Below are 23,255 nucleotides of genomic sequence, written 5' to 3' on the forward strand. Positions count from 1 at the left end.
GAGGCAATTAAAACGTACCGGGATAGCCACCGCCGTCCAGCAACAGATTCTGACCGGTCATGAAGCCTGCCTGTTCACTGCACAGAAAAGCACAGAACGCCCCGAACTCATCGGCAGTGCCGAAGCGCTGAGCGGGCACGGCCTTGCGTCGCTGATCGGCCAGGGCTTCGACGCTGACGCCGTTCTTGTCGGCCGCCAGGGTGATGTTCTTTTGCAGCCGTTCAGTGTCGAACGGCCCCGGCAGCAGATTGTTGATGGTGACGTTCTTGCCCGCCAGTCGCGGCTGGCGAGCGAGGCCGGCGATGAACCCGGTCAGGCCGCTGCGGGCACCGTTGGACAGACCCAGCGTATCGATGGGGGCTTTCACTGCGCCGGAAGTAATGTTGATCACCCGGCCGAAGCCTCGGGCGGCCATGTCGTCGACACAGGCCTTGATCAGCTCGATGGGGGTCAACATGTTGGCGTCCAGCGCCTTGATCCAGTCCTCGCGCTGCCAGTCGCGGAAATCGCCAGGGGGTGGACCGCCCGCGTTGTTCACCAGAATATCGACCTGCGGACAGGCCGCGAGCACCTGCTGACGAACCTCGGCCTGACTGATGTCACCGGCAACGGTTCGCACTTCGATCCCCGGCGCCAACGTGCGCAACTCGGTGGCCGCGGCCTGCAAGGCCTCGTCACCCCGGGCATTGATGACCAGATTGACGCCCTCTTTGGCCAGCGCCTTTGCGCAGCCCAGGCCCAAGCCCTTGCTGGCGGCGCAGACGATCGCCCAGCGTCCCGACAATCCAAGATCCATGAAAAGACTCCCGTTCATTCGAAGATGAAAACCCAGTGGGCAAACTTAGCACCAAGTGACGGGGGGAGCGCGATCAACCGTTTTGCAGATCGGAGCCGATGGAGGGGTTGCAGAGGTCGGCGCGAGGTTGCGCGCGGGACGCAGCCCGTTCGGCGTCGCGCATTTTACGCAGTTGCTTTTTCAGGGTTGGCACCGAAGGCGCGTAGAGAAAACCGAACGACACACTGTTGCGACGTCCTTTTACCGCGTGGTGCATGAGATGGGCGTGATAGAGGCGCTTGAGGTAGCGACTGCGCGGTTTGGGCCGCACGGGCCAGTGACGATGGACGATGCCGTCATGAACCAGAATGTAGATCAGCCCGAACGCCGCGACCCCTGCGCCCACCCACTGCAACGGGTCGTGACCACTGTTGCCCAGGACGATAAGGCCGACCGCGACCAGCCCCAACACCAGCAGGTAGATGTCGTTGGTCTCGAACGCGCCCAGATGCTCTTCGTGGTGAGAGCGATGCAGGAACCAGCCCCAGCCGTGCATCACGTACTTGTGCGCAAGAAAGCCGACACCCTCCATGGCGATCAGGGTGCCGAGGAAAATTGCGAAGTGGTAGATCATGAAAGTGCAAACCTAGTGTCGAGATTGCCGCAGGCGTCCAAACGTCGAGGTGCAGCATACCGGGGCGCACCGGAAAATCAAAAGCCGCAGGCCTAATGGCGATGCCGTGCCAAAGATTTCACTCACAACGTTTGCTTTCCTGACCGAGCGATGTAAAAAATGGCCCCAAGGGTGGGCGTGCATGGCGCTCACTGTACTAATGCCGGCAGCCGACGACGGTGGGCAGGCATCGCTTTCAAGGAATTCAGAATGGCTCCAAGACACGTAATCAACGCTTCGGTCAGTCCAAAAGGTAGCCTGGAGACTCTGTCGCAACGTGAAGTACAACAGCTCAGCGCCGCAGGCTCTGGCAGCACCTACAACCTCTTCCGCCAGTGCGCCCTGGCCATCCTCAATACCGGCGCCCATGTCGACAACGCCAAGACCATTCTCGAAGCCTACAAGGACTTCGAAGTGCGCATTCACCAACAGGACCGCGGCGTTCGCCTGGAGCTGCTGAACGCTCCGGCCGATGCCTTCGTCGACGGCGAGATGATCGCCAGCACCCGGGAAATGCTGTTCAGCGCCCTGCGTGACATCGTCTACACCGAAAGCGAACTGGACAGCCAGCGCATCGACCTGAGCACGTCTCAGGGCATCACCGATTACGTCTTCCATCTGTTGCGCAACGCCCGCACCCTGCGCCCCGGCGTCGAGCCAAAGATGGTGGTGTGCTGGGGCGGTCACTCGATCAACACCGAAGAATACAAATACACCAAGAAAGTCGGCCACGAACTGGGCCTGCGCAAGCTGGACATCTGCACCGGTTGCGGCCCCGGCGTGATGAAAGGCCCGATGAAGGGCGCGACCATCGCCCACGCCAAGCAACGCATCAATGGCGGCCGCTATCTGGGGCTGACCGAACCCGGCATCATCGCCGCCGAAGCGCCGAACCCCATCGTCAACGAACTGGTGATTCTGCCGGACATCGAAAAGCGTCTGGAAGCCTTCGTCCGCGTTGGCCACGGCATCATCATCTTTCCGGGCGGCGCCGGCACCGCTGAAGAGTTTCTGTACCTGCTCGGCATCCTGATGCACCCGGACAACCAGGGCCTGCCGTTCCCGGTGATCCTGACCGGACCGAAAAACACCGCGCCGTACCTGGAACAACTGCACGCCTTCGTCAGTGCCACCCTGGGCGAAGAGGCGCACAAGCACTACCAGATCATCATCGACGACCCGGCCGAAGTCGCCCGCCAGATGACTGAAGGTCTGAAAGAGGTGCGTCTGTTCCGCCGCGAGCGCGCCGACGCGTTCCATTTCAACTGGCTGCTGAAAATCGAAGAAAGCTTCCAGCGCCCGTTCGACCCGACTCATACCAACATGTCCAGCCTGCAACTGAGCCGCAGCCTGCCGCCCCACGAACTGGCGGCGAATCTGCGTCGGGCGTTCTCCGGTATCGTCGCGGGCAACGTCAAGGACAAGGGCATCCGCCTGATCGAGGAGCACGGCCCGTACGAGATTCATGGCGACGCCGAAGTCATGAAGCCGCTGGACAAGCTGCTGCAATCGTTCGTCGAGCAGCACCGGATGAAACTGCCGGGCGGCGCGGCGTATGTGCCGTGTTACCGCGTGGTGTCCTGACCAAACGGCGGCCCGTGCCACGCCTTCTGTAGCAGTCCGGCTTGCCGGCGGTTGCGACTTGGACGACGCCACCGCCAGCAAGCCGGACAGCTACAAAGGCATCCTGTAACGCTCCGACTCGTTTACCTGATGGAACCCCCATGATTCAGATCCGCCCCATGACCGCCGAAGATTTCGAGCGCTTCTGGCCCACTTTCCAGGCCGTGACCCAGGCACAGGAAACCTACGCCTACGATCCCGGCCTCAGCTATGAACAGGCCCTGCACCTGTGGCTTGAATACCCGCTGCACACCCTTATCGCAGAAGAGGACGGCGTACTGCTCGGCAGCTACTACCTGAAGGCCAACGCCGCAGGCCCCGGCAGCCATGTGTGCAATTGCGGCTACATGGTGACCCCTGCCGCCCGCGGGCGTGGTGTCGCGCGATTGATGTGCGAACACTCTCAGCAACTGGCCGTGGACAGCGGCTTCTCGGCCATGCAGTTCAACTCCGTGGTGTCGACCAACGAAGTCGCCGTCGCCCTCTGGCACAAACTCGGTTTCGAAACCGTTGGCCGCCTGCCCCGCGCTTATCGCCATGCCCGACACGGCCTGGTCGATTGCCTGGTGATGTACAAATGGCTGGCGGACATGCCCGCCTCGCGCAAGGCGAAAAGCCCGATGCTGATCGGACGCAAGAACATCGAGTCGGTGGTGTCGCGGCCAAGACGCCCCGCGCCTGGCAAACCCGCCTGAGTTTTCGACCGGCTGGAACCACTTCCCTTCTGACGCCACTCATTGCGCACAGTAGCCCTGTATGGACGGCGTCAGCATGGGCCTTATCCGGCCATCCGCCGCCCGCCCTCCTGGACCGGATTGAAGGACATCGACCATGGCCGCAGCAACCGCACTGATCAACGCGCTCGCAAAACAGCTGGGCACCGCTCTGCACCTGGAAAACGGCGTATGCGCACTGTTCGATAACGACCGCGAGGTGGTGATCATCGAAATGCCCACGGCGGGTGATGTCGTGATCCTGCACTGCAAACTGCTGCTGCGTCCTGATCCGGGCCTCTACGAACGCATGCTGCGCCTGAACTTCGACACCGGCGCCATGAGCGGCTGCTGGCTGGCGCTGGACGAGAAGGCGCAGGTGCGCCTGTGTGCCGAGCTACCGCTGGACACCCTCGGGGAAATGGCATTCGTGCATTGGGTGCAGGGGTTCGTCCGTCAGACCCAGGACATCCCCGGCCTGTTGCGCGGGCACACGACGCCGGCAGTGTCGCGCCGCATGGGTTGACCGTCGTTCGGCGAACCTGTTGACGTGTTCCAGGGGGAATCGGCACCGACTGACGTTTTTTAACCGCTGCGGGGCGTTTTCGAACTTGCCGGAATGCCATCTCTCTACGATTCTGTATGCACGGCCCGCATGACGTGGCCGAGCTCACAAATACGCGCCGGAGAGGCCAGCATGACGACCGTAGCCGAACTACTGAAGTTGAAAGACAAGCACCACGGTGAAGTTCACACCGTCAGACCGGACCAGATGGTGATCGACGCGATCAAGCTGATGGCCGAGATGAACATTGGCGCCGTGCCAGTGGTTCAGGGCGGCAAGGTGGTCGGAATCGTCAGCGAACGCGATTATGCGCGCAAGATGGAACTGGCCGGACGCGCCTCGGTGGGCACGCCGGTCAGCGAAATCATGACCCATGACGTCAAGACCGTGGACTCCCATCACACCGTGGATCAGTGCATGAACATCATGACCGACCGCCGCCTGCGACATCTTCCGGTGGTCGACGAGGGCCAGTTGGTGGGGCTGCTGTCAATCGGCGACCTGGTCAAGGCAGCGATTGCCGAACAGGCCAGGCTGATCGACAAGATGCAGGAATACATTCGCGGCGAGAGTTATTGAGTATTGATCATCAAGGTCATGCGCGAACCCTTCTACTCAATGGGCGTGGGAGTTCGGCTTGCTCCCACGGCCTTTGGGCAGGATCAACAGCCCCGTGCATTCCTCTACTGAACCGGCAAGAAATTCAGGAACAGCAGGCTCTGCGCGTAATTCAGACCGATCCGTCGATAACGCTCGTCCAGCATCTGGGTCAACAGGTCCAGGCGCGCGACGATTTTGCCGAACTCTGTTGCAAAACTCAGGTTGCTGCCCTCCTCCGAAATCTCGTTTGAAAACAGCATCAACTCGCCGTTGGCATTCTGCCGCTGGCTCAACAGCCAGGTGGCCTTCTCGATGTTGCGCGCCGCGTTGTTGACGAAGGTCGGGTTGATCTGGTCGGTCATGAAAAACTCCAGTCGCCCACCGTGTGCGGTGACCAGCATGCTGCCGATCGCATAGATGAACGCACCCACACGGTCACCGAGAAACTCGTGGCTCAAGGCATAGCTGAGGGCGGCAAGATCGCGACGATTGCCCAATTGGGCCAGCGGCCTTTGCTGCTCGATGGCATTGCGCACGTTGCGTTCGGCGGAGCTTGCATCGACGAAGCCTGACTTGCGCCACTCGGCCGGGTTGCGCAAATACAGCTTGTTCATCAAAAGATACAAACTTTCCAGATTGTCATGCATGGCGAGAGTGGCCATGCGATCAACGCTGGTCTGGAAGAACTCCTGAGGTTTGGTTGCACTGAATTGCGTTGCCACGTCGCGGCCATCCTGGCGCGTACAACCTGCGCTGCAGAGCGTCAGCAGACAGACCGCCAGCAGGCTGCGAGCATTGCGGTTAATTGAAAAACGGGAAGAAACAACAAGCATCTATCAAAAGCTTCGACAATCTGGACGCCGCGTGAATCGCGGCGTACCGGCCATGCATAGAGCGACGGACCGACAAAAAGTGCGATCCGGGCCTGAAATGATCGCCGCTTACCGATGGATGACCCTTCTACTGGCCGCTAGCATGGCGCAAGCATTTGACGGCGCCCTCGCCTTTCACCAAGCTAGCCGACTTCACTTGCTTCAAGGAACATCCCGCGTGATGACCCCAAGCCTGCACTGGCGCCGCTTTCTGTTCTGCCTCGCTCCGCTGATTGCCCTGCTCGCTGCCTGCGACGGCGGCGCGCCCAAGACCAAGCCCTCCGAGGCCACGACCTATGTCAGCGTTGAATGGGACAAACTGCCTGCGGTCAGCGATCAGGACCTGATGGCCGGGTTCAACAGTTGGTTCTCAGCGTGCAAGCGACTGGCCAAGGACCCCGTGTGGGGTCCGACCTGTGCCCTGGCCGCGCAAGTGCCGGCGAATCCTGCCGCCGTGCGCGACTTTCTCAAGAACCAGTTGCAGGTCTACAGCCTGCGGTCCTCCGAGCACGGCGCCAACGGCCTGATCACCGGCTATTACGAACCCATCTACAAGGGCAGCGAACAGCAGAACGATCAACACCCGGTGGCCATCTATGGCGTGCCCGATGACCTGATCATCGTCAATCTCGACAGCATCTATCCCGAGCTCAAAGGCAAACGCCTGCGTGGCCGGCTCGATGGCCGGGTGCTGCGCCCCTACGACGATGCCGCCACCATCGGCGAGAAAGGCGTCAACGCGCCGGTGCTGGCCTGGCTGGAAAACCCCATCGACTTGCAGTTCCTGCAGATTCAGGGATCCGGCCGGGTGCAGCTGGAAAGCGGTCGGCAATTGCGCATCGCTTACGCCGACCAGAACGGCCACCCCTACAAGCCGGTGGGTCGCTGGCTAGTCGAACAGGGCCAGTTGACCAAGGACGAAGTGTCCATGGGACGGATTCGTGACTGGGCCATCGCTCACCCTGATCGCGTCCACGAACTGCTGGCGAGCAACCCCAGCTACGTCTTCTTCACGCTACGTCCGGACAGCAACGAAGGCCCGCGCGGTTCTCTTAACGTACCGCTCACCGCCGGTTACAGCGTCGCCATCGACCGCAAAGTCATCCCGCTGGGCAGCCTGTTGTGGCTGTCGTCGACCCGGCCGGACGGCACGCCACTGGTGCGCCCTGTCGCCGCTCAAGACACCGGCGGCGCCATCGCCGGCGAAGTCCGCGCCGACATGTTCTGGGGCACCGGCGACGCCGCTGGTGAGCTGGCGGGCAACATGAAGCAGCAAGGACAGATCTGGATGCTGTGGCCCAAAGGCGCAGCCCTGCCCAATGCCAAACCCAAGGATTGACGGAACCGGGACCGTTGACGCGGACATCGAAACCTCATCGATGACGCGTGGCCCCAGGTAAAGGCCCTGCCGCTGGCGAGACAGGAAGCGGATCGGTCAATCGCGCGGTTATCCACGAATGCCGGTTTCAGGTTGATCTGAAACCGGTTTCAGGTATAACAGCATGTTTCGTCACTTAACTTCCTCGCCAGTCCTCACATGAAAACCACTCCAAACACCCCACACGACTTTCACATGGGCTGGCTGCTGTTTGCCCTGGCGATGGGCGCATTTGCCATCGGCACCACCGAATTCGCCTCAATGACCCTGCTGCCGTTCATTGCCGGCGACTTCCAGATCACTCAACCGCTGGCCGGTCACGCCATCAGCGCCTACGCGATGGGCGTCGTGGTGGGATCGCCGGTGATCATGGTACTGGGCGTGAGGCTGGAGCGCCGGGCATTGCTGGTCGGCCTCGCAGCCTTCATCGGCATCGCCAACGCCTTGAGCGCTGTCGCCCCTTCGCTGCCCTGGCTGGTGTTCTTCCGCTTTCTCAGCGGCTTTCCCCACGGCGCGTACTTCGGCGTTGCCATGCTGCTGGCCGCCTCTCTGGTGCCTACCAACCAGCGCGCCCAAGCGATATCCCGGGTGTTCATGGGCCTGACCATCGCCACCATCATCGGCGTGCCGTTCGCGACCTGGATCGGCCAAACCATCGGGTGGCGCTGGGGCATGGCCATTGTCGCCGTACTGGCAGCCATCACCGCGTTGCTCATTCGCTTTCTCGCGCCCGTTTCCCCCGCTCAGGCAGACGCCAGCCCCTTGCGCGAACTCGGCGCACTGCGCTCGCGCCAGGTGTGGCTGACCTTGGGTATCGCGGGGATCGGCTTTGGCGGCGTGTTCTGCGTCTACACCTATCTGGCGGCGACACTGATCGAAGTCACCCATGTCTCGGACTTCATGATCCCTGTGGTCATGGCCGTATTTGGCTTGGGTACAACGGTAGGGAATCTGGTTTGCGGCTGGGCGGCGGATCGCGCCACCATGCGCGCGGCGGGCATTTCCCTGGCGTTCACCGCGCTGGTGCTGGTGCTCTATCCCTCCGCCACGGAAAACCTCTGGCTACTGATCCCGCTGGTGTTCTTCGTCGGCTGCGGCGTCGGCCTGGCCGCGATCCTGCAAACCCGCCTGATGGACGTCGCACCCCACGCGCAATCCCTCGCCGGAGCCTTGGTGCAGAGCGCATTCAACCTGGCGAACGCCATCGGCCCATGGGTCGGCGGGATCATCATCGCGGCGGGCTTCGGATTGCCGGCGACCGGCTATGCAGCGGCCGCTCTCACGCTGGGGGGACTCGCCATGTGGTACTGGGCGCTCACCGATGCACGCCGCGCCGAACAGCGTTTTGCCCGACAGACCGCCAGCGAGGCGTGAGGTCTGCGCTTCGACATGCGTCATCGTGTCACCGATCAGTTGACCGAAAAAGCCTTGTCCAGCGTTCCAAGGCAGGCATAATTCACGCTATCTCTTGCCAGCAGTGAGTAACAGGCTTTGAAAAGTGCGACGACCGGCTCAGATCCTGTCATGGCCAGCAGGTGCGCGAACGCCTCCGTGCGCCGCGCCTCCCGCCGCTTGGGGCAAATCTACGACGAAGCCTTCACCGCTTGCGGCCTGAAAGCCACGCAATACTCATTGCTGTCGCAAATCGCTCGCAGCGATCAGCCCAGGATGCGCGACCTCGCCCAAGCCCTGGTCATGGACCTCTCAGCCCTTGGCCATACCCTAAAGCCGCTGGTTCGCGATGGGCTGGTCGCGTTGCAAGTGGACGAAACCGACCGACGTAGCCGACGCGTGCTGCTCACCGAAGCCGGACAGCAGAAATACGCGGACGCCCGCAAAATCTCCGAACGGGTGTCTGACGTCTTCGACAAGACATTCGGCGCCGAAGAAACCGTGAAACTGCGCCAGGCGCTGGACTTCATCGCTTCAGAGGGGTTTGCGCATTCCCTGCTCGAAGAGTTGCAGGCGACCAACGCCTGACGCCGACAGCGCAGCATTCCCCCTCAAATCGGGCCCACTGGCCCAAACGCTCTAATCGCCGTCAGATCGATCGTCCGGTGCCGGAAACAACGTATCGACCCGGTGACGACTGGACGTGCGCACCGGCGCCATCGCCGCAGACTCCGCCAACTTGGTCGCCATTTCCCAGTGCCGGCTTTCCTGCCCCTCAGGTCGGCCTTCAGTTTCCCAGATCAGTTGTGCAAGTTGACGAACAGCTTCTTCGTCCACACTCATGCAATTCCCCCTTATCAACCGCTGCAGATCGTTGCCCGGCATCAAATAGATCCCATGGCCATTGTCTGTCGCTACACCGGACAGCCCCGATATAAGCGCGGAAAGCGAGCACGGTTGCGATTGGTTTTCGTAGCGTCTACAGGGCACCGAAAGGGAGAATCGCCCTCCCGGGCCTCGTCTCAGGGTCGCAATGACACGATGACGGTTCACAATGGATGCCCCTTAGCGTTGTTTGCGCAAAAGCAACAGACTCAGCAGCAGCCCGACTCCCGCAGCAGCCCCTACTGCCGCCCAGGGACGAGCCACCACCCAGCCCTTCGCCTGCCCCACCGCTCGCGTCAACGGCGGCGGACCTTCCAGTGGCTGCACCGAAACATCAACCCCCTTCAGAAATGCCGCCAGCCGCTCCCGCGCCTGCTCGGTCCTGTCCTCATGCAGCGCGTCACCTGCCGCCAACAACGCGTTTGTTTCATCGAGAAACCTGTTCAACTGTGCGCGCGTCTTCTGATACAGGTCTTCGCGCAAGGTTGCAGAGATATCACTGACAATGGGAGTCATGATGGGCACCGGATTCGGGTTGTCGAAATAAGTTGACCGGGCGCGGGAACGGTTGGTTCCGAGCAATCGCCCTTGAACAAACGTGCGGCCAATCGATGTTGTACAGACCGTTCAATCGGACCGCAGCCTGAACGAGCGCGGTCCAACGGGTGTTCTTGAATCAAGATCCGGGCTTCACGATCGATCTATCCGTTGGCCCTTTGGATGGCTCGGGGTCATTGCTGGTGCGCGCCGGGTGCACCGGGTCGACTTGCGGATCGGAAATATCCGGAGAGTCCGGATCAAAACCCAGCTCCTCATCGACGCCACCTTGCGTCGAGCGATTGGCGTCACCGTTTTCTTCCGGCTGAAAATTCCCGGGTTTATTGGAGTTCACGTTCATGTTGGGCTCTCCCTTATCAGCGCATGGATTGTCCACGCATGAGGGTGTGATGCAGTTGGGACGTGGGAGTGCCGGTGGGGGGACGAGTGGTTCACTGGAAGACATTGACGCTATCCAGCGCAAGAATGTGCGCAGAACAGTGATAAAAAACAGAGCAGCTCATAACAAATGACCGCCACTATCGTAAACTCACCCGCCATGACCATCAGCCGATTGGGTAGCCATTACCAGCGACGGGCTGCCACCAAGGAAAAAGACATGTACAAAAGGTTTGTTGCGGTAAGTCTGTTAGCGATAGGAGCGATTTCACTTTCAGGCTGCAATGACAAGGTTGAAAACAAGACCATTACCCACTACTCGACTGACCAATGCTTTGTTGACCTCATCGCGGGCAAACCAGACGCCACAGCTTATGTCCAGCGAAATACCGTGGAATTCATGGGCTGGGCGATCGACACCTCCACTCACGCTGCGCCAGAACAACTGAGGCTTCGCCTGACAGGTCTCCAAGGGATTCCTCACACGTTCGGCGATGCGGTTGCAGTTGACCGTCCGGACATTGCCAAGGCTTATAACAACGAGAATCTGAAAAAGGCGGGTTTCTACTTCAAGGCAGACCTATCGTCCCTTGAGCCCGGCGGCTACGGGATAATCCTGGAGATGCCCCATGGCAAATCCATGCTTGTGTGTCAGGTCAAGAAGACGCTGGTCATTCAATAAGCGCTCTTTGCACCCGTCGAACCAACGTGTTGGCAGCACCACCTCTGTACAGGGTGGTGCACTGGCGAATTAAGGCGTTCACGCTGAGTCAGCCAAGCCGGTTTACGGTCAAAAACGCCCACATGATGAACATCATGCAGCGTTGGAAATTATCTCTAACCGCAGCCGCAGAGCGATATCCCCAGAGACATTCGCCTTGAGAAGATCCTGACTGGAAGAAACTATCTCGCCCCCGAATATTCGACCGTCCTCCATTTGTGCAACAGCGCCAATGGCAGACGAGCAGCTTGCGAACTGAGAGTATTGCCCTTCAAGCAATATCACACTGAAGAGGTTGACGCCTGCCTCAGGCTCCAGATAAACCGGCGTTGAATTCAGGCCGGCATAGTAGGTGAGAGACTCCGACGGCACATCGAGCACCAGATGCTTAATCCTTCTGTACGGCATATTTGCTCCTTTCCCATGGGCACGTGGAAAGTTTATGAGACACCATTGCCGACCCTGACACCAGAGTTTTCCTATGCCATTCTCATTTCAGAGCGACATGCCGGGCCCCGACGAGTCATATCCCTACCATTCCTTCCCCTACAAAGTTACGATACGCACCCCGCGTAAAGCACACGAGAATGGAATGTGAACGTAAAGCACCGATTGGACGCCTTAACCGCGCTACGTTTTTTTGCTGCCGCTATGATCGTGCTGACTCACGCCCATCCTATCTTCGGTTCCTTCGGTATCGCCGACGCGGCTCCGCTAGGCCAGGGCGTTTCATTTTTTTTCGTCCTGAGCGGATTCATTCTCGCCTATAACTATCGCGACTTTTCGCGAGACGGCTCGATCTCGCGGTTCCTGGTAGCGCGATTCGCCAGGGTATGGCCACTGCACTTGGTCACGTGCGTGATCTGGATAGGTTTGATTTTCCACTTCGACAGAGAGACCTATTTCACCGGCGAAGTCGGAATGATCCGACTCATCTCAAACCTGACCCTGACGCAATCCTGGATACCGCTCAAAGTCTGGTCATTGTCGTTTAACGGCGTTGCCTGGAGCATCTCGAACGAGATGTTCTTCTATTTGCTATTTCCCCTCTTCATCGGGATGTGGAGCAAGCACTGGGCGAAGCTTTTTTTCGTTGCAACTGCAGCGCTGGTCGCATTCCTTTGGGCAGGTAACGCGCTGCAGTTAAAGACATCGGACTATTATGAGGGCGTGAGCCTACTCGGCACTGTCTACTTCAACCCTCTTGTGCGCGTTTTCGAATTCATGTTCGGAATTTTTATTGCCAAGGTATTCATGACGCCGGCGATCCACGACTTCAAAGCTAGCCGTTTTGGATGGCTTTACATTGAGCTAATGACCCTGGGACTGGTGGTAGCTGCGATGCTCCTGGCGGGAAATCCAGGAAGAATCGCTGATACTTTTGGCACTTCCGTGGGTTACTACTATCAACGCGAAGGGATCTGGCTATTTTGGGGGTTACTCATTTTGGTGTTTGCGCTTAGCAAAGGCCCGATTGCAGCTCTTTTATCAACCAAGCCACTGGTCTTTCTAGGTGAAATCAGCTTTTCGCTCTACCTCGTCCACGCCATCCTTATCACGCTCATAGAACCCCACGCCGAGGCGATCAAGCAATACGGCCTGACGGGCTACGGTCTATTCTGGATAGTTGCACTGGTATCTTCCGCCCTTCTTTACAAAGGTGTGGAGGATCCCTGCCGGCACTTCATCATGAACGTTTGGGATCGCCGGCATTCCTCCGTTCGTGAAAACTTCCTTGCGAGTTACAAACCCGCAGCCATTGGTAGCGCCGCGCTTATTGTTCTTGCCGTCGCTGTCGTCCACCTGAACAGGTTTTGAATATGAAAAAATATTGGATCATTCCCGCTATAGCAATAGTAGCCATCGCTGGGGGCATGGTTTACTCCATGTCAACCCCTGACAAAACTGTAGTCGTACAAAACTCAGCCACTTTCGTTGATGGCACTAAAATCACCGACGTGAAGTTCCAGCCATCTGATGCAGCGGATAAACACTTGGTCGCTGTCATAAAACTCGTTCCCGGGACCGAGAAAGGGCTGAGCTTTGCTGTCCACCTCAACGACGCCGATAAGAAAATTCTTACCAATGTCGGGGACTTCCCACTGGCAACCTACTGTAAAGGTGATGCCGCATTGGAATGCAACATTCCTATCGCAAGCGACAGCTTCGATAAGTCCTCCTCACTGGGTATCGCGGCCTATAAAATTCCTGGCCAGTTGATGCAGGTCCGGGAAGGCGTTTCTGACTGGGATGACCATCGCGCTATTTTTCTCACAAAGGCACCCTAAGGTGTCGGTTTAGCTCGGCGCAAGCCTGGTTATTTGAAAGGCCCACCCAATGGTGGGCCTTCTCGTTTCTGAGGCACCTGCGCCACAGCAGGCGACAGCCACCCTTCAGGAATGCGACAGCTCCCCCGCGAACTAGTCCCAACGTGGCCATTGATCTAGTGCAGCCCTTCAAACACTACCGCCCGGGCGGCGCCTGATAGAAAAGACTGTTGATTTAAGGGCTTAATCAATATCGTCACGTGATCTTTGATGAAAAAAAAGCCCGCCTAATGGCGGGCTATTTTCTTGTGTCCGCTGGGTTACAAAGCGGGTGAAGGCTGCGCATGAGTCCGTGCACGAATCTTCTCGAACAGTTTCCTGATCAAGGACTGCGCGGGTTTCTCAACCCACTGCCACAACTCATACGAGAGGATGAGTGACAGAACAAAGAGAAAATACGGCTTGGCAGCGGGACTGATAAACATAAACTGGTCCTGATGCGAGATGTAGTACCTGAGCAAAATTTGATGAACCAGATAGAACGAGAAGCTTATTTCCCCGAGCGTGACGAAGAATCTGAACGACAACAAGTCAGATATGTACCCACGGCACTTTGCAAACACCACGACGACCAGCGCAAAGAAGAAGGCCGAAAAATAGTGCGAGAAATATTCCGACATGGCGGGCCCCGTCCGGAAACCGACGTTTTTCAGCCAGTAGTAGAACGTCACGAACGACAGCAGAAACGCTGCAATCATCACAAATTCAAGCGCAGTGGACACGACTTTTGACTTCAATGCACTGAAACTGACATGACGAACCAGAACATTAGCCATCACGCCAATACAGAACTCCTGGAACCGACTGATGGGGCTGATATAGGTTATCCCATGGGAGTTGAAGACCGAACTGTCAGCCGGGTAGTACGCCAATCCATTCACAACGCAGACGTATGCGATCACGAACCCTACCAGCGAAACAGCCAAGAAAGACCAGAGCGCAAACTTCAAGCCACGGCCGACCGCAAGGACCACGGCCGGAAACGCGAGATAGAAAACGAACTCCGTTGAAATGCTCCAGGACACCCAGTTAAACGAAAAATAATAATCAGGAATGGGTATCAGCGAGTGCAGCATGGTGACGTTGGAAGCGACGGCCAGGGCCACGTTGACCCCATCCTTCACCCATTGCTGTTCCGGAAGGATCGAGACCAGCAGAACGAGGGCTGCGATATGCGCGGGCCAAACCCTTGCAAACCGATACACCAGAAATTTTGTGCTATCGAGCGGCTTGTCCGAGGACAGGTAGACATGAGAAAGAATGTACCCGGAAAGCACGAAAAAAAACCCCACGCCAGTGGAAAGCGGCAGCTTCTCAGTCGGGCCGGTAATCAAAATACCATTGCAATGGTGAATGAAGATTGCCAAGGCTGCGAAGAACCGAAGCGACGTCAAGCTGGAAATGACACTAGGACTTCTCATCGCCCCTCCCTGTAATGGCAAAAATGCGGCACGGCATCCTACCTTTGTAGATACTCGTAAGCAATCTGATACGAACCTTTTCAGCCTAATATTGTCGGGATAAATGGCGTGTTCGTTAGCCCGTCTGTCGGAAGCTCCCGACCTTTCAGTGCGAGCTTGATACTCGCCTGACAAATTACGCTTACAGGGCCCGTAATACGGTGCCTCCAGCAACACGTTACGCGGACAGCCTCCGCACCGCTGACACTCACTACGGAGAACGCCGGGTGCAAACAGTCACACGACTAGACGCGCTAACCTCGCTTCGATTTTTCGCCGCAGCCATGATCGTCATTGGCCATGCCGACCACATTTTTGGGTCTTTTGGGCTCGCTCAGCACCTGTCACTTTCTCAAGGCGTTTCATTTTTCTTTGTGCTGAGTGGATTCATCCTGACCTATAACTACCAAACGCTATCAACAAAGAAAGAAATTTCGCGATACCTCTTGGCCCGGATCGCTCGAATATGGCCGCTTCATCTGGCAACCGCACTCATCTGGATTGCCCTTGTCTTCCACTTCGACCGCCAAACTTACTTTCCCGGTATAACAGGTGTTATCAAGCTACTCTCCAACATGACGCTCACTCAATCGTGGCTGCCTTACGTGAACTGGGCGATATCGTTCAACGGCGTTTCATGGAGCATCTCTAACGAGTTTTACTTCTACCTGATGCTTCCCGTGTTGGTTGCCATTCCCAAGAAATACTTACCGGTCGCGTTCATGACCTCGGCATTAATTGCCTTGGGCTTTATCATTACGGGCCAATTACTCGACCTCAAAGCATCAGATAGTTATGAGGGTGCAGGCCTACAGGGCATCCTGTATTTCAACCCGCTCGTGCGCATACTCGAGTTCGTCTCTGGCGTTTGCACAGCTGTGCTATTTAGACGATACAGCCTGAACCCACTTGTGATGTCGCGTACAAGCTGGCTTGCAGTTGAGATAGGTGTCATCGCTATCGCTGTCGCGACGCTAAGCACGGTTGGCAGGTCTGACTTCCTTCAGAGACTTGGCCCCTCTTTCAACTACTACATGCAACGAGAAGGATTGTGGCCAATCTGGTGCGCATTGATCTTTGCCTTTGCATCGAGCAGAGGTCCCATACAGAAACTGCTGTCTATTAAACCACTGGTATTTTTAGGGGAAATAAGCTTTGCCATATATCTCATTCACGCAACAATACTGGCGGTCGCCCCCGCTCACATGACGGTTGTTACATTGTGGAAATTTGGATATATCGGCTTCTGGATGGTGCTTATCGTCGCTGCAAGCATGCTCCACATAGGGATCGAAGAACCTTTCAGAAAAATGATGCTCGCCGCGTGGGACAAACGAAACTCATCAATCTCTGACAACTTCAGATCAAGCTACACTCCCGCCGCGCTGAGTTGTGCCTTGCTCATGATGTTTGCAGGCGTCGCGGTAGCCCTCAGAATCGGAGTGCAGTAATGAACAGATATTACTTGGCACCCGTGACGGTGACCATCGCGATCATGCTTGCGATGGTGCTTTCTATCGCTGTAAACGAAAAGCCCAAGCAGGTTGCCGGACAGGCAAAATTCAAAGACGGCACGGTTATTTCGAACCTTCGCTTTGAAACATCTGACTCCGAAGATGGGCACAAAATAGCAGTATTCAGTCTTCATACTGGCACAACCGGAAATCTGAAATTCGCGGTCCATCTTAACGACTCGAGCCACAACATTCAGGCAAAAGCGGGAGATTTTACCGTCGCATCATTCTGTAAGGGCGAGGGAATATTGACCTGTTCAATTCCTATCGAGCATGTACCGTTTGATGAGGCTGCCACGGTGGGCATTGCCGCCTACGCCACACCCAATGAGCTCATACCGGTGATAGAAGGCTTGTCTGACTGGGACGAACATCGCGCACTTTTCCCCAAAACGACTCCACCAGACATTCTTTAATTGAGCCTGCCGTAATCACAGCAACCGGGTCCAAAAAACAGCCCTTCTACGGGCTGTCAATTTCGTCGTCCCTGTTGGGAACCCAACTAAAATCCTCCACTGAACCAAAATCACTACCCCACTCTATCATTGAGCTCCGAGGCCTTGGTGTAGTGGAAGACCAGCCCATTGGCCTCTAGATAGTTCTGGATATTCTGGTCGCTGCCCGCGCTGATGTCGTGAATGTTTGCGCCTCCGTGCGACTCCGGGCTCCTCGGAAACTGAACGTCCAGAGTCTGGCCGTTGTTGTGCACCAGTTGCAGACTGTCTCCGTTCCGGTGCACGTACGCCGTATGCGTCATCGTTCCACTCCGGGAATGCTCAAAATTCAGGATGCCGGACTCCGTGATGTTGCGTGAGTCGAAAACGCCACTGGCACTGTTCGCATTGATGCCCATCAAGTCCTTGTACCGCTGAGAGTAATTCCGTTCGCCCATCAGTTGTTCCTCTGCGCGTTGACTTAGCGTATTCCCCGCACGGCCCGCATGAATAGCGAACTGATAACAGATCTGTGGCTGCCGATCGAGGCTTTGAAGCTGTTCGAACCGTTTGTTCATATTCGACTTCAATTTGTTGGGAGTGGCCGGCCCCGCTGCGACATTATTTGCGTCCTGGTAATGGCTTGGTATGCATGAAGAAAAGACTCTGGAAACCGCTTGCATTGCTCTGACTCCATTAGATCGAGACTCTGTGAGTGGTCTGTCCGATGACAGGGTTCCACGCTCAATTAGCTTCCCTAACCGACTCATGGATGCGCATCAGGCAGTACCCTTCGCTTCCGGCCAGTACATGGAACCCACTGCGGCGCAGTTGCCACTCACTCCACACAGAGATTCCCAGCCGCCGTCGTGCTGACAGCGCGTTTTTTTTCAGCTATAGGACGAGACCATGACCCCGATCAATTCGCTGATCCGCCCCACTGCGCTCGATCTGTCCAGTACTCAGCATCTTCCAGCGCCAGGCGCTCAGCAAGGGCACGGGATGCTGGCGGGCACTGGCAATGCTCCGGTGTCCTTCATCTCCCAGCCGCAGAACTCAAAGGTGGACTTCGGCGGCACGGGCAATCTTGCTCAGCAACCACACAATGCTGCGCTCAGAGACCCGGGCAATCAGACCGATCCGCTCACTCAATTGATCTCACTGATCCAGGACATGCTTCAGCGGTTACAGGCGTTGATGCAAGGCGGAGCTGACGCTCCCGGCCACGCCTCCAACAACGCGGTGACGGGCGCCGGTAAAACGCCTGCTCAAAGGGGTCATAGCCCTGTGGGCGGCCAGCCCTCCCCTGTACATTCGGCGCAGACGGGCAACGGTGGCGGCGTCAGCTCGGCCAATGGCAACTTTTCCGAGCATTCGCTGGGTAATCAATTGAGTGTGCAGAAGTCGCCAGAGGACCGCATCGGCATGGCCAGGGATCCCGAGCGCGGGGATGTGATCAAGGTCGATTTCAACAAGGGCCACTACACCGAGCATTCCACCAGCCCACGTGCCGAGATCAAGGATGGCACCAAACTTCAGGAGGGACAGCCCTATGGGTTCAAGTTTGGCATGAAGCGCGAGGCCAACAATGACGGTACATTCTTTCAGGTGCTCGACCATAACAACGCCAAACCGAGCCCTCGCGCCTGGCTCGCCACCAAGGACGGGCAGTATCAGTTGCACCTGAAAACCAGTGAAGACAGCAATGCACCCTCAAAGGTGTTCAACATCGGCAAGCCCGGGGATGCGGCAAAAGATGTAGGGAAATGGGCGGATTTCCAGATCGATTTCAAGCGCGGCATCGGCAACGGTGAGATTTCGGTCACGAAGAACGGCGAGAACGTGTTCGACAAGAAAGGCATCTCTACGATGTTCGACACCCACAGTAGCGACTCATACGCCAAGTTTGGCCAGTACCGCAACGAGGGCGATCATCAACCGGCGACCAGCCTGTTTTCGGGGTTCAGTGTGGCGAAGGGTTGAAGTGCGGTTATAAACTTGCCGCGCCTGTCCTGAGAAGCGATCTCCATCCATAACGTCCTCGCAGCGACTTCACTACGTGTTGCAAGTTGCTATTCTCATCGGCGCGCCGAAAGAAATCGGCATCATCCAAGGAATGACCATGGCTTTCGATTGGCACTCAGAACCCATTACCCGAATTACCCCACTGGACAAGAACTACCGCAATACGCAAAACGTTCGGCGGTTCCTGACTTCTCAATGTGGTGAAGCATTCAAATTCGACCGACCGTTCATGGAGTGGATCAAGTCGAATGAGTCGCTGACCATGGGCGATGTGGCAGATGAGTGGCTTCGTCTGAATCGCTCCTAGCTCCGGCGCTGGGGTACCTTCGCCAGGAGGCGCCCTAAGTTTCAGCCGCCTTTCGGAATCTACCATCGCAGTCCGGGCTCAATCACTCACCCATGCCTGCCCGCGAAGGGCGGCCAGTCACGCGATGCTCAGCAGCCGCGCTGGTGGCTTTTCGTCTGCTTTCCGATAGAGGTAGTCGCGCCAGTTCCGGAACGCCCGCTGCTGACGCTCGAAGGCATCCTGCCAGTGAGGGCTGCCAACTTGATCGACCCCTATCTCCATCATCTGCTCTGTAGCGTCATCCAGCTCTTTGACGAGGTCGAGCGCGTTAGGTGTTTCACAAATTGTTGGTCGCATAAATTCCATTTCCTTTGGCTATCCCATTGAGTAGCCAACCTCTTGATAGTGCTAGAGTTCCGACGAACGGCTCAACAAGAGGCTATGGTTCGGCATTCGCCTGTTGTCGGGGTAGACCTACTTCTCAATTGCGCCAGTTCTCCGCCCTCCCCCATATGAACCGCACGGAGGTAGCCAATCTGACGCACGCCAGAACAGCCAGGGCGACAGGCACACCGACAGGATTTATCCGGTTTGACGATGGGCCTTAACACATTGTTACGGGAGAAACGACCGGGCCTTTTCGGAGATCTGCCGGCGCACCTGCAGAGGAAGACCTTGTTTGTCACTGCTTGGCAGCAAAGCTGATCAACTCACAAGCTCAGATAGGGCAGTAACCGACTCGCTTGGGCCGGTTCTGACAAATTTGAGAGGAGGTAGGCATGAAAAGACGACGAGTCACGCAAAAGTCACTATGGCAAAAACAACAAAGCCACCCGAAGGTGGCTAAGTCATTGAAAAATATGGTCGGGACGGAGTGATTCGAACACTCGACCCCTAGCACCCCATGCTAGTGCGCTACCGGACTGCGCTACGCCCCGACTAGGCGTGAATCTGTTGTCGCTCTTGCGAGGACGTCGAGGAATATACCCTAAGCGTTTGAATGATGGAAGTATTTTGATGTGACTGCGCTATTTGCGCAGCACGACCAAAACGTCTTCCAGCTCAGCAATCATCTGCTTGATCAACTGCTTGTATTGCAGGGAATCGTCCTTGACCTCATCGCTGGACATGCGCAGGCGCGCGCCACCGATGGTGAAGCCCTGATCGTAAAGCAGCGCGCGGATCTGTCGGATCATCAGCACGTCCTGTCGCTGATAATATCGACGATTGCCGCGCCGCTTCACCGGGTTGAGTTGAGGAAACTCCTGCTCCCAATAACGCAGAACGTGCGGTTTTACCGCGCAGAGCTCGCTGACTTCACCAATGGTGAAGTAGCGTTTGCCAGGAATGGGCGGTAGCTCGTCGTTATGACTTGGTTCCAGCATAAGCCTCAACTCGGGCCTTCAATTTCTGCCCTGGGCGAAAGGTGACCACACGGCGAGCCGTAATCGGAATTTCTTCCCCTGTCTTGGGATTTCGACCCGGTCGCTGGCGTTTATCTCGCAGGTCAAAATTGCCGAATCCGGACAATTTGACCTGCTCGTTATCTTCCAGAGCGTGCCTGATTTCCTCAAAGAACAGCTCAACCAGTTCCTTGGCTTCTCGTTTATTCAGGCCTAGCTCTTCGTACAGACGTTCGGCCATCTCAGCTTTCGTCAGAGCCCCCATACGCTACTTCCTTAACGTGGCGTTTAACCTTTCCTCAAGCGAGGTGAGAATTTGCTGCGTCGAAGCGTTTACCTCATCGTCAGTAAGAGTGCGCGATGGATGTTGCCAGGTCAAGCCGACCGCAAGGCTTTTTCTATGCGGATCAATGCCTTTACCCTGATAAACATCAAATAGCCTGAGGTCTGTCAGCCATTCCCCTGCATTTTCACGAATAACGTCCATGACTGAAGTGGCCGCAACCTCGCGATCCGCCAGCAGCGCGAGGTCACGGCGGACCTCAGGGAAGCGCGACAACTCGTGGAATTTCGGCAGACGACCTTTGGCAACATCCGCCAGAACCAACTCGAACACGAACACTGGACGGTCCAGGCCCAGCGTCCTGGACAGCTCAGGGTGCAGAGCACCGATGTAACCAACCTCGCGACCATCACGCTCGATCCGGGCGGTCTGACCAGGATGCAACGCAGGATGTTTGCCCGGTACGAAACGGAAATCATCCAGTGCGCCGGCGAAACCCAGCACCGCTTCCACGTCAGCCTTGACGTCGAAGAAGTCCACTGCGTCGCGTCCCTGAGCCCAACCTTCGGGCAAGCGGCTGCCGCAGATCACTCCTGCCAGCATAGGCTCCTGTTTCAAACCTTCCAGTTGGCCGACGAAACGAAGACCACTTTCGAACAAACGGACACGATCCTGCTGGCGATTGAGGTTGTGCTGAAGCGACTTGACCAGGCCCGGCCAGAGCGACGAGCGCATTGCAGCCATGTCCGCGGAAATCGGGTTGGCCAGCAGCAATGGCTCTACGCCCGGATTGAAAAGCTCGAACCATTTCTGATCGATGAAGCTGTAGGTGATCGCTTCCTGGTAACCGCGCGCAACCAACAGACGGCGCAGCGCAGGCAGGTCGCCTTGAGCCTCGGCCCGTGCTTGTGGGGCAAGGCGCGCTTGCGGATACCGGACCGGCAGGCGGTTGTAGCCGTAGAGACGGGCCAGTTCCTCGATCAGGTCGACTTCAAGGGTGATGTCGAAACGATGACTTGGCACCTCGACGAGCCATTGGCCTGTCGCGGGCGAAGAAACGGTCAGACCCAGTGCGCTGAGCAGACGTTCGACCTCGGCCGCTTCCATCGGCATGCCGAGCATTTGCTCGATACGATCGGCGCGCAGGGTGACTGGCGCGACCGAAGGCAGGTGCTGCTCACTGACGGTTTCAATGATCGGGCCGGCTTCGCCGCCCGTGATTTCCAGCAGCAGGCCAGTGGCGCGCTCCATGGCTTCACGGGCCAGTCGCCAGTCCACGCCACGCTCGTAGCGATGGGAAGCATCGGTGTGCAGGCCATAGGAGCGCGCTTTGCCGGCGACGGCGATCTGATCGAAGAAAGCGCTTTCCAGGAAGATGTCGCGGGTCGTCGCGGTGTTGACGCCGCTGTGCTCACCGCCCATGACGCCAGCGATCGCCAAGGCGCGCTGGTGGTCGGCGATGACCAGCGTGTCGGCACGCAGGCTGACTTCCTGACCATCCAGCAGCACCAGCTTCTCGCCCTCTTCGGCCATGCGCACGCGGATGCCGCCATTGATCTCGGCGAGATCGAAGGCGTGCAGCGGCTGACCCAGTTCAAGCATCACGTAGTTGGTGATGTCCACTGCGGCATCGATGCTGCGCACTTCTGAACGACGCAGACGCTCGACCATCCACAACGGGGTCGGACGCGACAAGTCGACATTGCGAATGACGCGGCCCAGATAACGCGGGCATGCAGCCGGAGCGAGAACCTCGACCGGGCGTACCTCATCATGCACAGCCGGCACAGCGGCTACTTGCGGGCGAGTGACGACAGCGTCATACAGTGCGCCAACTTCACGGGCCAGACCTGCAACCGACAGGCAATCTCCGCGGTTCGGCGTCAAATCGACTTCGATGCTCGCATCATCCAGCTCCAGATAGACGCGAAAATCCTTGCCTGTCGGCGCGTCGGCTGGCAGCTCCATCAAGCCGTCATTGCCCTCGCCCACCTGTAGCTCGGCCTGGGAGCAGAGCATGCCGTTGGATTCGACGCCCCGCAGCTTGGCCTTCTTGATCTTGAAGTCGCCCGGCAGTTCGGCACCGATCATCGCGAACGGAATCTTCAGGCCTGGACGCACATTTGGCGCACCACACACTACCTGGAAGGTTTCCGAACCGTTGCTGACCTGGCACACGCGAAGCTTGTCGGCATCCGGGTGCTGCTCGGTGCTCAACACTTCACCCACCACGACGCCGCTGAATACACCAGCCGCCGGGGTCACGCTGTCGACCTCCAGACCGGCCATCGACAGACGAGCCACAAGCTCGTCACGGGAAACTTGCGGGCTTACCCAGCCGCGCAGCCATTGTTCACTGAATTTCATCCTGCTCTCCTAATCGATTCGTT

27 protein-coding genes and 1 tRNA gene are annotated in these 23,255 nt (G+C 57.5%); 14 read left to right on the forward strand and 14 right to left on the reverse strand.

All coding sequences use genetic code 11. The features are described 5' to 3' along the window. Window positions 1–7 precede the first annotated feature (7 nt). Both D3M70_RS13220 and D3M70_RS13225 read right to left on the reverse strand, forming a co-directional pair. Complete coding sequence (locus D3M70_RS13220; RefSeq protein ID WP_120126198.1) at window positions 8–796, reverse strand: SDR family oxidoreductase; 789 nt, start codon at window positions 794–796, stop codon at window positions 8–10. 73 nt (window positions 797–869) lie between these two features. After that, window positions 870–1,409, reverse strand: coding sequence for a sterol desaturase family protein (locus D3M70_RS13225; RefSeq protein ID WP_120126199.1), 540 nt, complete (start codon window positions 1,407–1,409; stop codon window positions 870–872). 249 nt (window positions 1,410–1,658) lie between these two features. Between D3M70_RS13225 and ppnN the strand changes: the two genes are divergently transcribed. The 4 genes from ppnN to D3M70_RS13245 all read left to right on the forward strand — a co-directional run bounded on the left by ppnN (window position 1,659) and on the right by D3M70_RS13245 (window position 4,928). Next, entirely contained in the window at window positions 1,659–3,032 is a 1,374-nt protein-coding gene (ppnN, locus tag D3M70_RS13230; protein WP_120126200.1) for a nucleotide 5'-monophosphate nucleosidase PpnN, read from the forward strand. Window positions 3,033–3,172: 140 nt separating this feature from the next. Continuing rightward, a complete protein-coding gene (locus D3M70_RS13235) occupies window positions 3,173–3,766 on the forward strand; it encodes a GNAT family N-acetyltransferase (RefSeq protein ID WP_120126201.1) in 594 nt (197 codons plus the stop codon). Between the two features lie 136 nt (window positions 3,767–3,902). Next, the gene (locus D3M70_RS13240) at window positions 3,903–4,310 is read left to right on the forward strand and encodes a type III secretion system chaperone (RefSeq protein WP_120126202.1); all 408 of its coding nucleotides are present in this window, start codon (window positions 3,903–3,905) and stop codon (window positions 4,308–4,310) included. A gap of 171 nt (window positions 4,311–4,481) precedes the next feature. Continuing rightward, window positions 4,482–4,928, forward strand: coding sequence for a CBS domain-containing protein (locus tag D3M70_RS13245; protein WP_120126203.1), 447 nt, complete (start codon window positions 4,482–4,484; stop codon window positions 4,926–4,928). Window positions 4,929–5,032: 104 nt separating this feature from the next. Here the strand turns inward: D3M70_RS13245 and D3M70_RS13250 are convergent, their stop codons facing one another. Then, window positions 5,033–5,782, reverse strand: a complete 750-nt coding sequence (locus D3M70_RS13250; RefSeq protein WP_120126204.1) for a hypothetical protein — start codon at window positions 5,780–5,782, stop codon at window positions 5,033–5,035. A 220-nt stretch (window positions 5,783–6,002) separates the two neighbouring features. On the opposite strand from D3M70_RS13250, the gene D3M70_RS13255 reads away from it, so the two are divergent. The 3 genes from D3M70_RS13255 to D3M70_RS13265 all read left to right on the forward strand — a co-directional run bounded on the left by D3M70_RS13255 (window position 6,003) and on the right by D3M70_RS13265 (window position 9,179). Continuing rightward, on the forward strand, window positions 6,003–7,160 hold the full coding sequence (locus D3M70_RS13255; RefSeq protein WP_120126205.1) for a murein transglycosylase A: 1,158 nt from the start codon (window positions 6,003–6,005) through the stop codon (window positions 7,158–7,160). Between the two features lie 198 nt (window positions 7,161–7,358). Beyond that, the gene (locus D3M70_RS13260) at window positions 7,359–8,573 is read left to right on the forward strand and encodes an MFS transporter (RefSeq protein ID WP_120126206.1); all 1,215 of its coding nucleotides are present in this window, start codon (window positions 7,359–7,361) and stop codon (window positions 8,571–8,573) included. Window positions 8,574–8,750: 177 nt separating this feature from the next. After that, window positions 8,751–9,179, forward strand: a complete 429-nt coding sequence (locus D3M70_RS13265; protein WP_120126295.1) for a MarR family winged helix-turn-helix transcriptional regulator — start codon at window positions 8,751–8,753, stop codon at window positions 9,177–9,179. A gap of 51 nt (window positions 9,180–9,230) precedes the next feature. Here the strand turns inward: D3M70_RS13265 and D3M70_RS13270 are convergent, their stop codons facing one another. The 3 genes from D3M70_RS13270 to D3M70_RS13280 all read right to left on the reverse strand — a co-directional run bounded on the left by D3M70_RS13270 (window position 9,231) and on the right by D3M70_RS13280 (window position 10,374). Continuing rightward, window positions 9,231–9,434 carry a DUF2934 domain-containing protein gene (locus D3M70_RS13270; RefSeq protein ID WP_120126207.1) on the reverse strand — a complete coding sequence of 68 codons (204 nt, stop codon included), beginning with the start codon at window positions 9,432–9,434 and terminating at the stop codon, window positions 9,231–9,233. Window positions 9,435–9,656: 222 nt separating this feature from the next. Beyond that, window positions 9,657–9,992, reverse strand: coding sequence for a hypothetical protein (locus tag D3M70_RS13275; RefSeq protein WP_120126208.1), 336 nt, complete (start codon window positions 9,990–9,992; stop codon window positions 9,657–9,659). Between the two features lie 160 nt (window positions 9,993–10,152). Then, entirely contained in the window at window positions 10,153–10,374 is a 222-nt protein-coding gene (locus tag D3M70_RS13280) for a DUF6021 family protein (protein ID WP_120126209.1), read from the reverse strand. A 168-nt stretch (window positions 10,375–10,542) separates the two neighbouring features. Between D3M70_RS13280 and D3M70_RS13285 the strand changes: the two genes are divergently transcribed. After that, a complete protein-coding gene (locus D3M70_RS13285) occupies window positions 10,543–11,094 on the forward strand; it encodes a hypothetical protein (protein ID WP_375232965.1) in 552 nt (183 codons plus the stop codon). A gap of 132 nt (window positions 11,095–11,226) precedes the next feature. Here the strand turns inward: D3M70_RS13285 and D3M70_RS13290 are convergent, their stop codons facing one another. Next, a complete protein-coding gene (locus tag D3M70_RS13290) occupies window positions 11,227–11,541 on the reverse strand; it encodes a hypothetical protein (RefSeq protein WP_120126211.1) in 315 nt (104 codons plus the stop codon). A 186-nt stretch (window positions 11,542–11,727) separates the two neighbouring features. Here D3M70_RS13290 and D3M70_RS13295 point away from each other — a divergent pair, with 186 nt between their 5' ends. Both D3M70_RS13295 and D3M70_RS13300 read left to right on the forward strand, forming a co-directional pair. After that, complete coding sequence (locus tag D3M70_RS13295; RefSeq protein WP_120126212.1) at window positions 11,728–12,951, forward strand: acyltransferase; 1,224 nt, start codon at window positions 11,728–11,730, stop codon at window positions 12,949–12,951. Between the two features lie 2 nt (window positions 12,952–12,953). Then, window positions 12,954–13,421 carry a hypothetical protein gene (locus D3M70_RS13300; protein ID WP_120126213.1) on the forward strand — a complete coding sequence of 156 codons (468 nt, stop codon included), beginning with the start codon at window positions 12,954–12,956 and terminating at the stop codon, window positions 13,419–13,421. Between the two features lie 299 nt (window positions 13,422–13,720). Here D3M70_RS13300 and D3M70_RS13305 read toward each other — a convergent pair whose 3' ends face one another. After that, a complete protein-coding gene (locus D3M70_RS13305; RefSeq protein WP_120126214.1) occupies window positions 13,721–14,881 on the reverse strand; it encodes an acyltransferase in 1,161 nt (386 codons plus the stop codon). 266 nt (window positions 14,882–15,147) lie between these two features. Between D3M70_RS13305 and D3M70_RS13310 the strand changes: the two genes are divergently transcribed. Continuing rightward, entirely contained in the window at window positions 15,148–16,371 is a 1,224-nt protein-coding gene (locus tag D3M70_RS13310) for an acyltransferase (protein ID WP_120126215.1), read from the forward strand. Then, window positions 16,371–16,850, forward strand: a complete 480-nt coding sequence (locus tag D3M70_RS13315) for a hypothetical protein (protein ID WP_120126216.1) — start codon at window positions 16,371–16,373, stop codon at window positions 16,848–16,850. Before D3M70_RS13310 ends, D3M70_RS13315 begins: the two co-directional genes overlap by 1 nt. Window positions 16,851–16,963: 113 nt before the next feature. Here the strand turns inward: D3M70_RS13315 and D3M70_RS13320 are convergent, their stop codons facing one another. Then, window positions 16,964–17,446 carry a hypothetical protein gene (locus D3M70_RS13320; protein ID WP_133306467.1) on the reverse strand — a complete coding sequence of 161 codons (483 nt, stop codon included), beginning with the start codon at window positions 17,444–17,446 and terminating at the stop codon, window positions 16,964–16,966. Window positions 17,447–17,777: 331 nt separating this feature from the next. On the opposite strand from D3M70_RS13320, the gene D3M70_RS13325 reads away from it, so the two are divergent. Both D3M70_RS13325 and D3M70_RS13330 read left to right on the forward strand, forming a co-directional pair. Further along, window positions 17,778–18,851 (forward strand): heparin lyase I family protein, encoded by a 1,074-nt coding sequence (locus D3M70_RS13325; RefSeq protein WP_120126218.1) that lies wholly within the window; start codon window positions 17,778–17,780, stop codon window positions 18,849–18,851. Between the two features lie 139 nt (window positions 18,852–18,990). Then, window positions 18,991–19,200 (forward strand): DUF6434 domain-containing protein, encoded by a 210-nt coding sequence (locus D3M70_RS13330; protein WP_120126296.1) that lies wholly within the window; start codon window positions 18,991–18,993, stop codon window positions 19,198–19,200. Window positions 19,201–19,317: 117 nt separating this feature from the next. Here the strand turns inward: D3M70_RS13330 and D3M70_RS13335 are convergent, their stop codons facing one another. The 5 genes from D3M70_RS13335 to pheT all read right to left on the reverse strand — a co-directional run bounded on the left by D3M70_RS13335 (window position 19,318) and on the right by pheT (window position 23,232). Further along, on the reverse strand, window positions 19,318–19,536 hold the full coding sequence (locus tag D3M70_RS13335; RefSeq protein ID WP_120126219.1) for a hypothetical protein: 219 nt from the start codon (window positions 19,534–19,536) through the stop codon (window positions 19,318–19,320). A gap of 504 nt (window positions 19,537–20,040) precedes the next feature. Beyond that, window positions 20,041–20,117, reverse strand: a tRNA-Pro gene (locus D3M70_RS13340). Between the two features lie 90 nt (window positions 20,118–20,207). Then, the gene (locus D3M70_RS13345; protein WP_081566855.1) at window positions 20,208–20,564 is read right to left on the reverse strand and encodes a MerR family transcriptional regulator; all 357 of its coding nucleotides are present in this window, start codon (window positions 20,562–20,564) and stop codon (window positions 20,208–20,210) included. Further along, complete coding sequence (gene ihfA, locus D3M70_RS13350; RefSeq protein ID WP_002553164.1) at window positions 20,545–20,847, reverse strand: integration host factor subunit alpha; 303 nt, start codon at window positions 20,845–20,847, stop codon at window positions 20,545–20,547. Before ihfA ends, D3M70_RS13345 begins: the two co-directional genes overlap by 20 nt. A 3-nt stretch (window positions 20,848–20,850) precedes the next feature. Beyond that, window positions 20,851–23,232, reverse strand: a complete 2,382-nt coding sequence (gene pheT, locus D3M70_RS13355) for a phenylalanine--tRNA ligase subunit beta (RefSeq protein ID WP_120126220.1) — start codon at window positions 23,230–23,232, stop codon at window positions 20,851–20,853. Between the last annotated feature and the right edge of the window lie 23 nt (window positions 23,233–23,255).

It is taken from the genome of Pseudomonas sp. LS-2, assembly GCF_003605735.1.
GTDB lineage: Bacteria > Pseudomonadota > Gammaproteobacteria > Pseudomonadales > Pseudomonadaceae > Aquipseudomonas.

Excerpts from the sequence above, each read along its gene's own strand:
- D3M70_RS13220 (WP_120126198.1), bottom strand. The coding sequence starts at position 796 with ATGGATCTTGGATTGTCGGGACGCTGGGCGATCGTCTGCGCCGCCAGC.
- D3M70_RS13225 (WP_120126199.1), bottom strand. The coding sequence starts at position 1,409 with ATGATCTACCACTTCGCAATTTTCCTCGGCACCCTGATCGCCATGGAG.
- ppnN (WP_120126200.1), top strand. The coding sequence starts at position 1,659 with ATGGCTCCAAGACACGTAATCAACGCTTCGGTCAGTCCAAAAGGTAGC.
- D3M70_RS13235 (WP_120126201.1), top strand. The coding sequence starts at position 3,173 with ATGATTCAGATCCGCCCCATGACCGCCGAAGATTTCGAGCGCTTCTGG.
- D3M70_RS13240 (WP_120126202.1), top strand. The coding sequence starts at position 3,903 with ATGGCCGCAGCAACCGCACTGATCAACGCGCTCGCAAAACAGCTGGGC.
- D3M70_RS13245 (WP_120126203.1), top strand. The coding sequence starts at position 4,482 with ATGACGACCGTAGCCGAACTACTGAAGTTGAAAGACAAGCACCACGGT.
- D3M70_RS13250 (WP_120126204.1), bottom strand. The coding sequence starts at position 5,782 with ATGCTTGTTGTTTCTTCCCGTTTTTCAATTAACCGCAATGCTCGCAGC.
- D3M70_RS13255 (WP_120126205.1), top strand. The coding sequence starts at position 6,003 with ATGACCCCAAGCCTGCACTGGCGCCGCTTTCTGTTCTGCCTCGCTCCG.
- D3M70_RS13260 (WP_120126206.1), top strand. The coding sequence starts at position 7,359 with ATGAAAACCACTCCAAACACCCCACACGACTTTCACATGGGCTGGCTG.
- D3M70_RS13270 (WP_120126207.1), bottom strand. The coding sequence starts at position 9,434 with ATGAGTGTGGACGAAGAAGCTGTTCGTCAACTTGCACAACTGATCTGG.
- D3M70_RS13275 (WP_120126208.1), bottom strand. The coding sequence starts at position 9,992 with ATGACTCCCATTGTCAGTGATATCTCTGCAACCTTGCGCGAAGACCTG.
- D3M70_RS13280 (WP_120126209.1), bottom strand. The coding sequence starts at position 10,374 with ATGAACGTGAACTCCAATAAACCCGGGAATTTTCAGCCGGAAGAAAAC.
- D3M70_RS13285 (WP_375232965.1), top strand. The coding sequence starts at position 10,543 with ATGACCGCCACTATCGTAAACTCACCCGCCATGACCATCAGCCGATTG.
- D3M70_RS13290 (WP_120126211.1), bottom strand. The coding sequence starts at position 11,541 with ATGCCGTACAGAAGGATTAAGCATCTGGTGCTCGATGTGCCGTCGGAG.
- D3M70_RS13300 (WP_120126213.1), top strand. The coding sequence starts at position 12,954 with ATGAAAAAATATTGGATCATTCCCGCTATAGCAATAGTAGCCATCGCT.
- D3M70_RS13305 (WP_120126214.1), bottom strand. The coding sequence starts at position 14,881 with ATGAGAAGTCCTAGTGTCATTTCCAGCTTGACGTCGCTTCGGTTCTTC.
- D3M70_RS13315 (WP_120126216.1), top strand. The coding sequence starts at position 16,371 with ATGAACAGATATTACTTGGCACCCGTGACGGTGACCATCGCGATCATG.
- D3M70_RS13320 (WP_133306467.1), bottom strand. The coding sequence starts at position 17,446 with ATGAACAAACGGTTCGAACAGCTTCAAAGCCTCGATCGGCAGCCACAG.
- D3M70_RS13325 (WP_120126218.1), top strand. The coding sequence starts at position 17,778 with ATGACCCCGATCAATTCGCTGATCCGCCCCACTGCGCTCGATCTGTCC.
- D3M70_RS13330 (WP_120126296.1), top strand. The coding sequence starts at position 18,991 with ATGGCTTTCGATTGGCACTCAGAACCCATTACCCGAATTACCCCACTG.
- D3M70_RS13335 (WP_120126219.1), bottom strand. The coding sequence starts at position 19,536 with ATGCGACCAACAATTTGTGAAACACCTAACGCGCTCGACCTCGTCAAA.
- D3M70_RS13345 (WP_081566855.1), bottom strand. The coding sequence starts at position 20,564 with ATGCTGGAACCAAGTCATAACGACGAGCTACCGCCCATTCCTGGCAAA.
- ihfA (WP_002553164.1), bottom strand. The coding sequence starts at position 20,847 with ATGGGGGCTCTGACGAAAGCTGAGATGGCCGAACGTCTGTACGAAGAG.
- pheT (WP_120126220.1), bottom strand. The coding sequence starts at position 23,232 with ATGAAATTCAGTGAACAATGGCTGCGCGGCTGGGTAAGCCCGCAAGTT.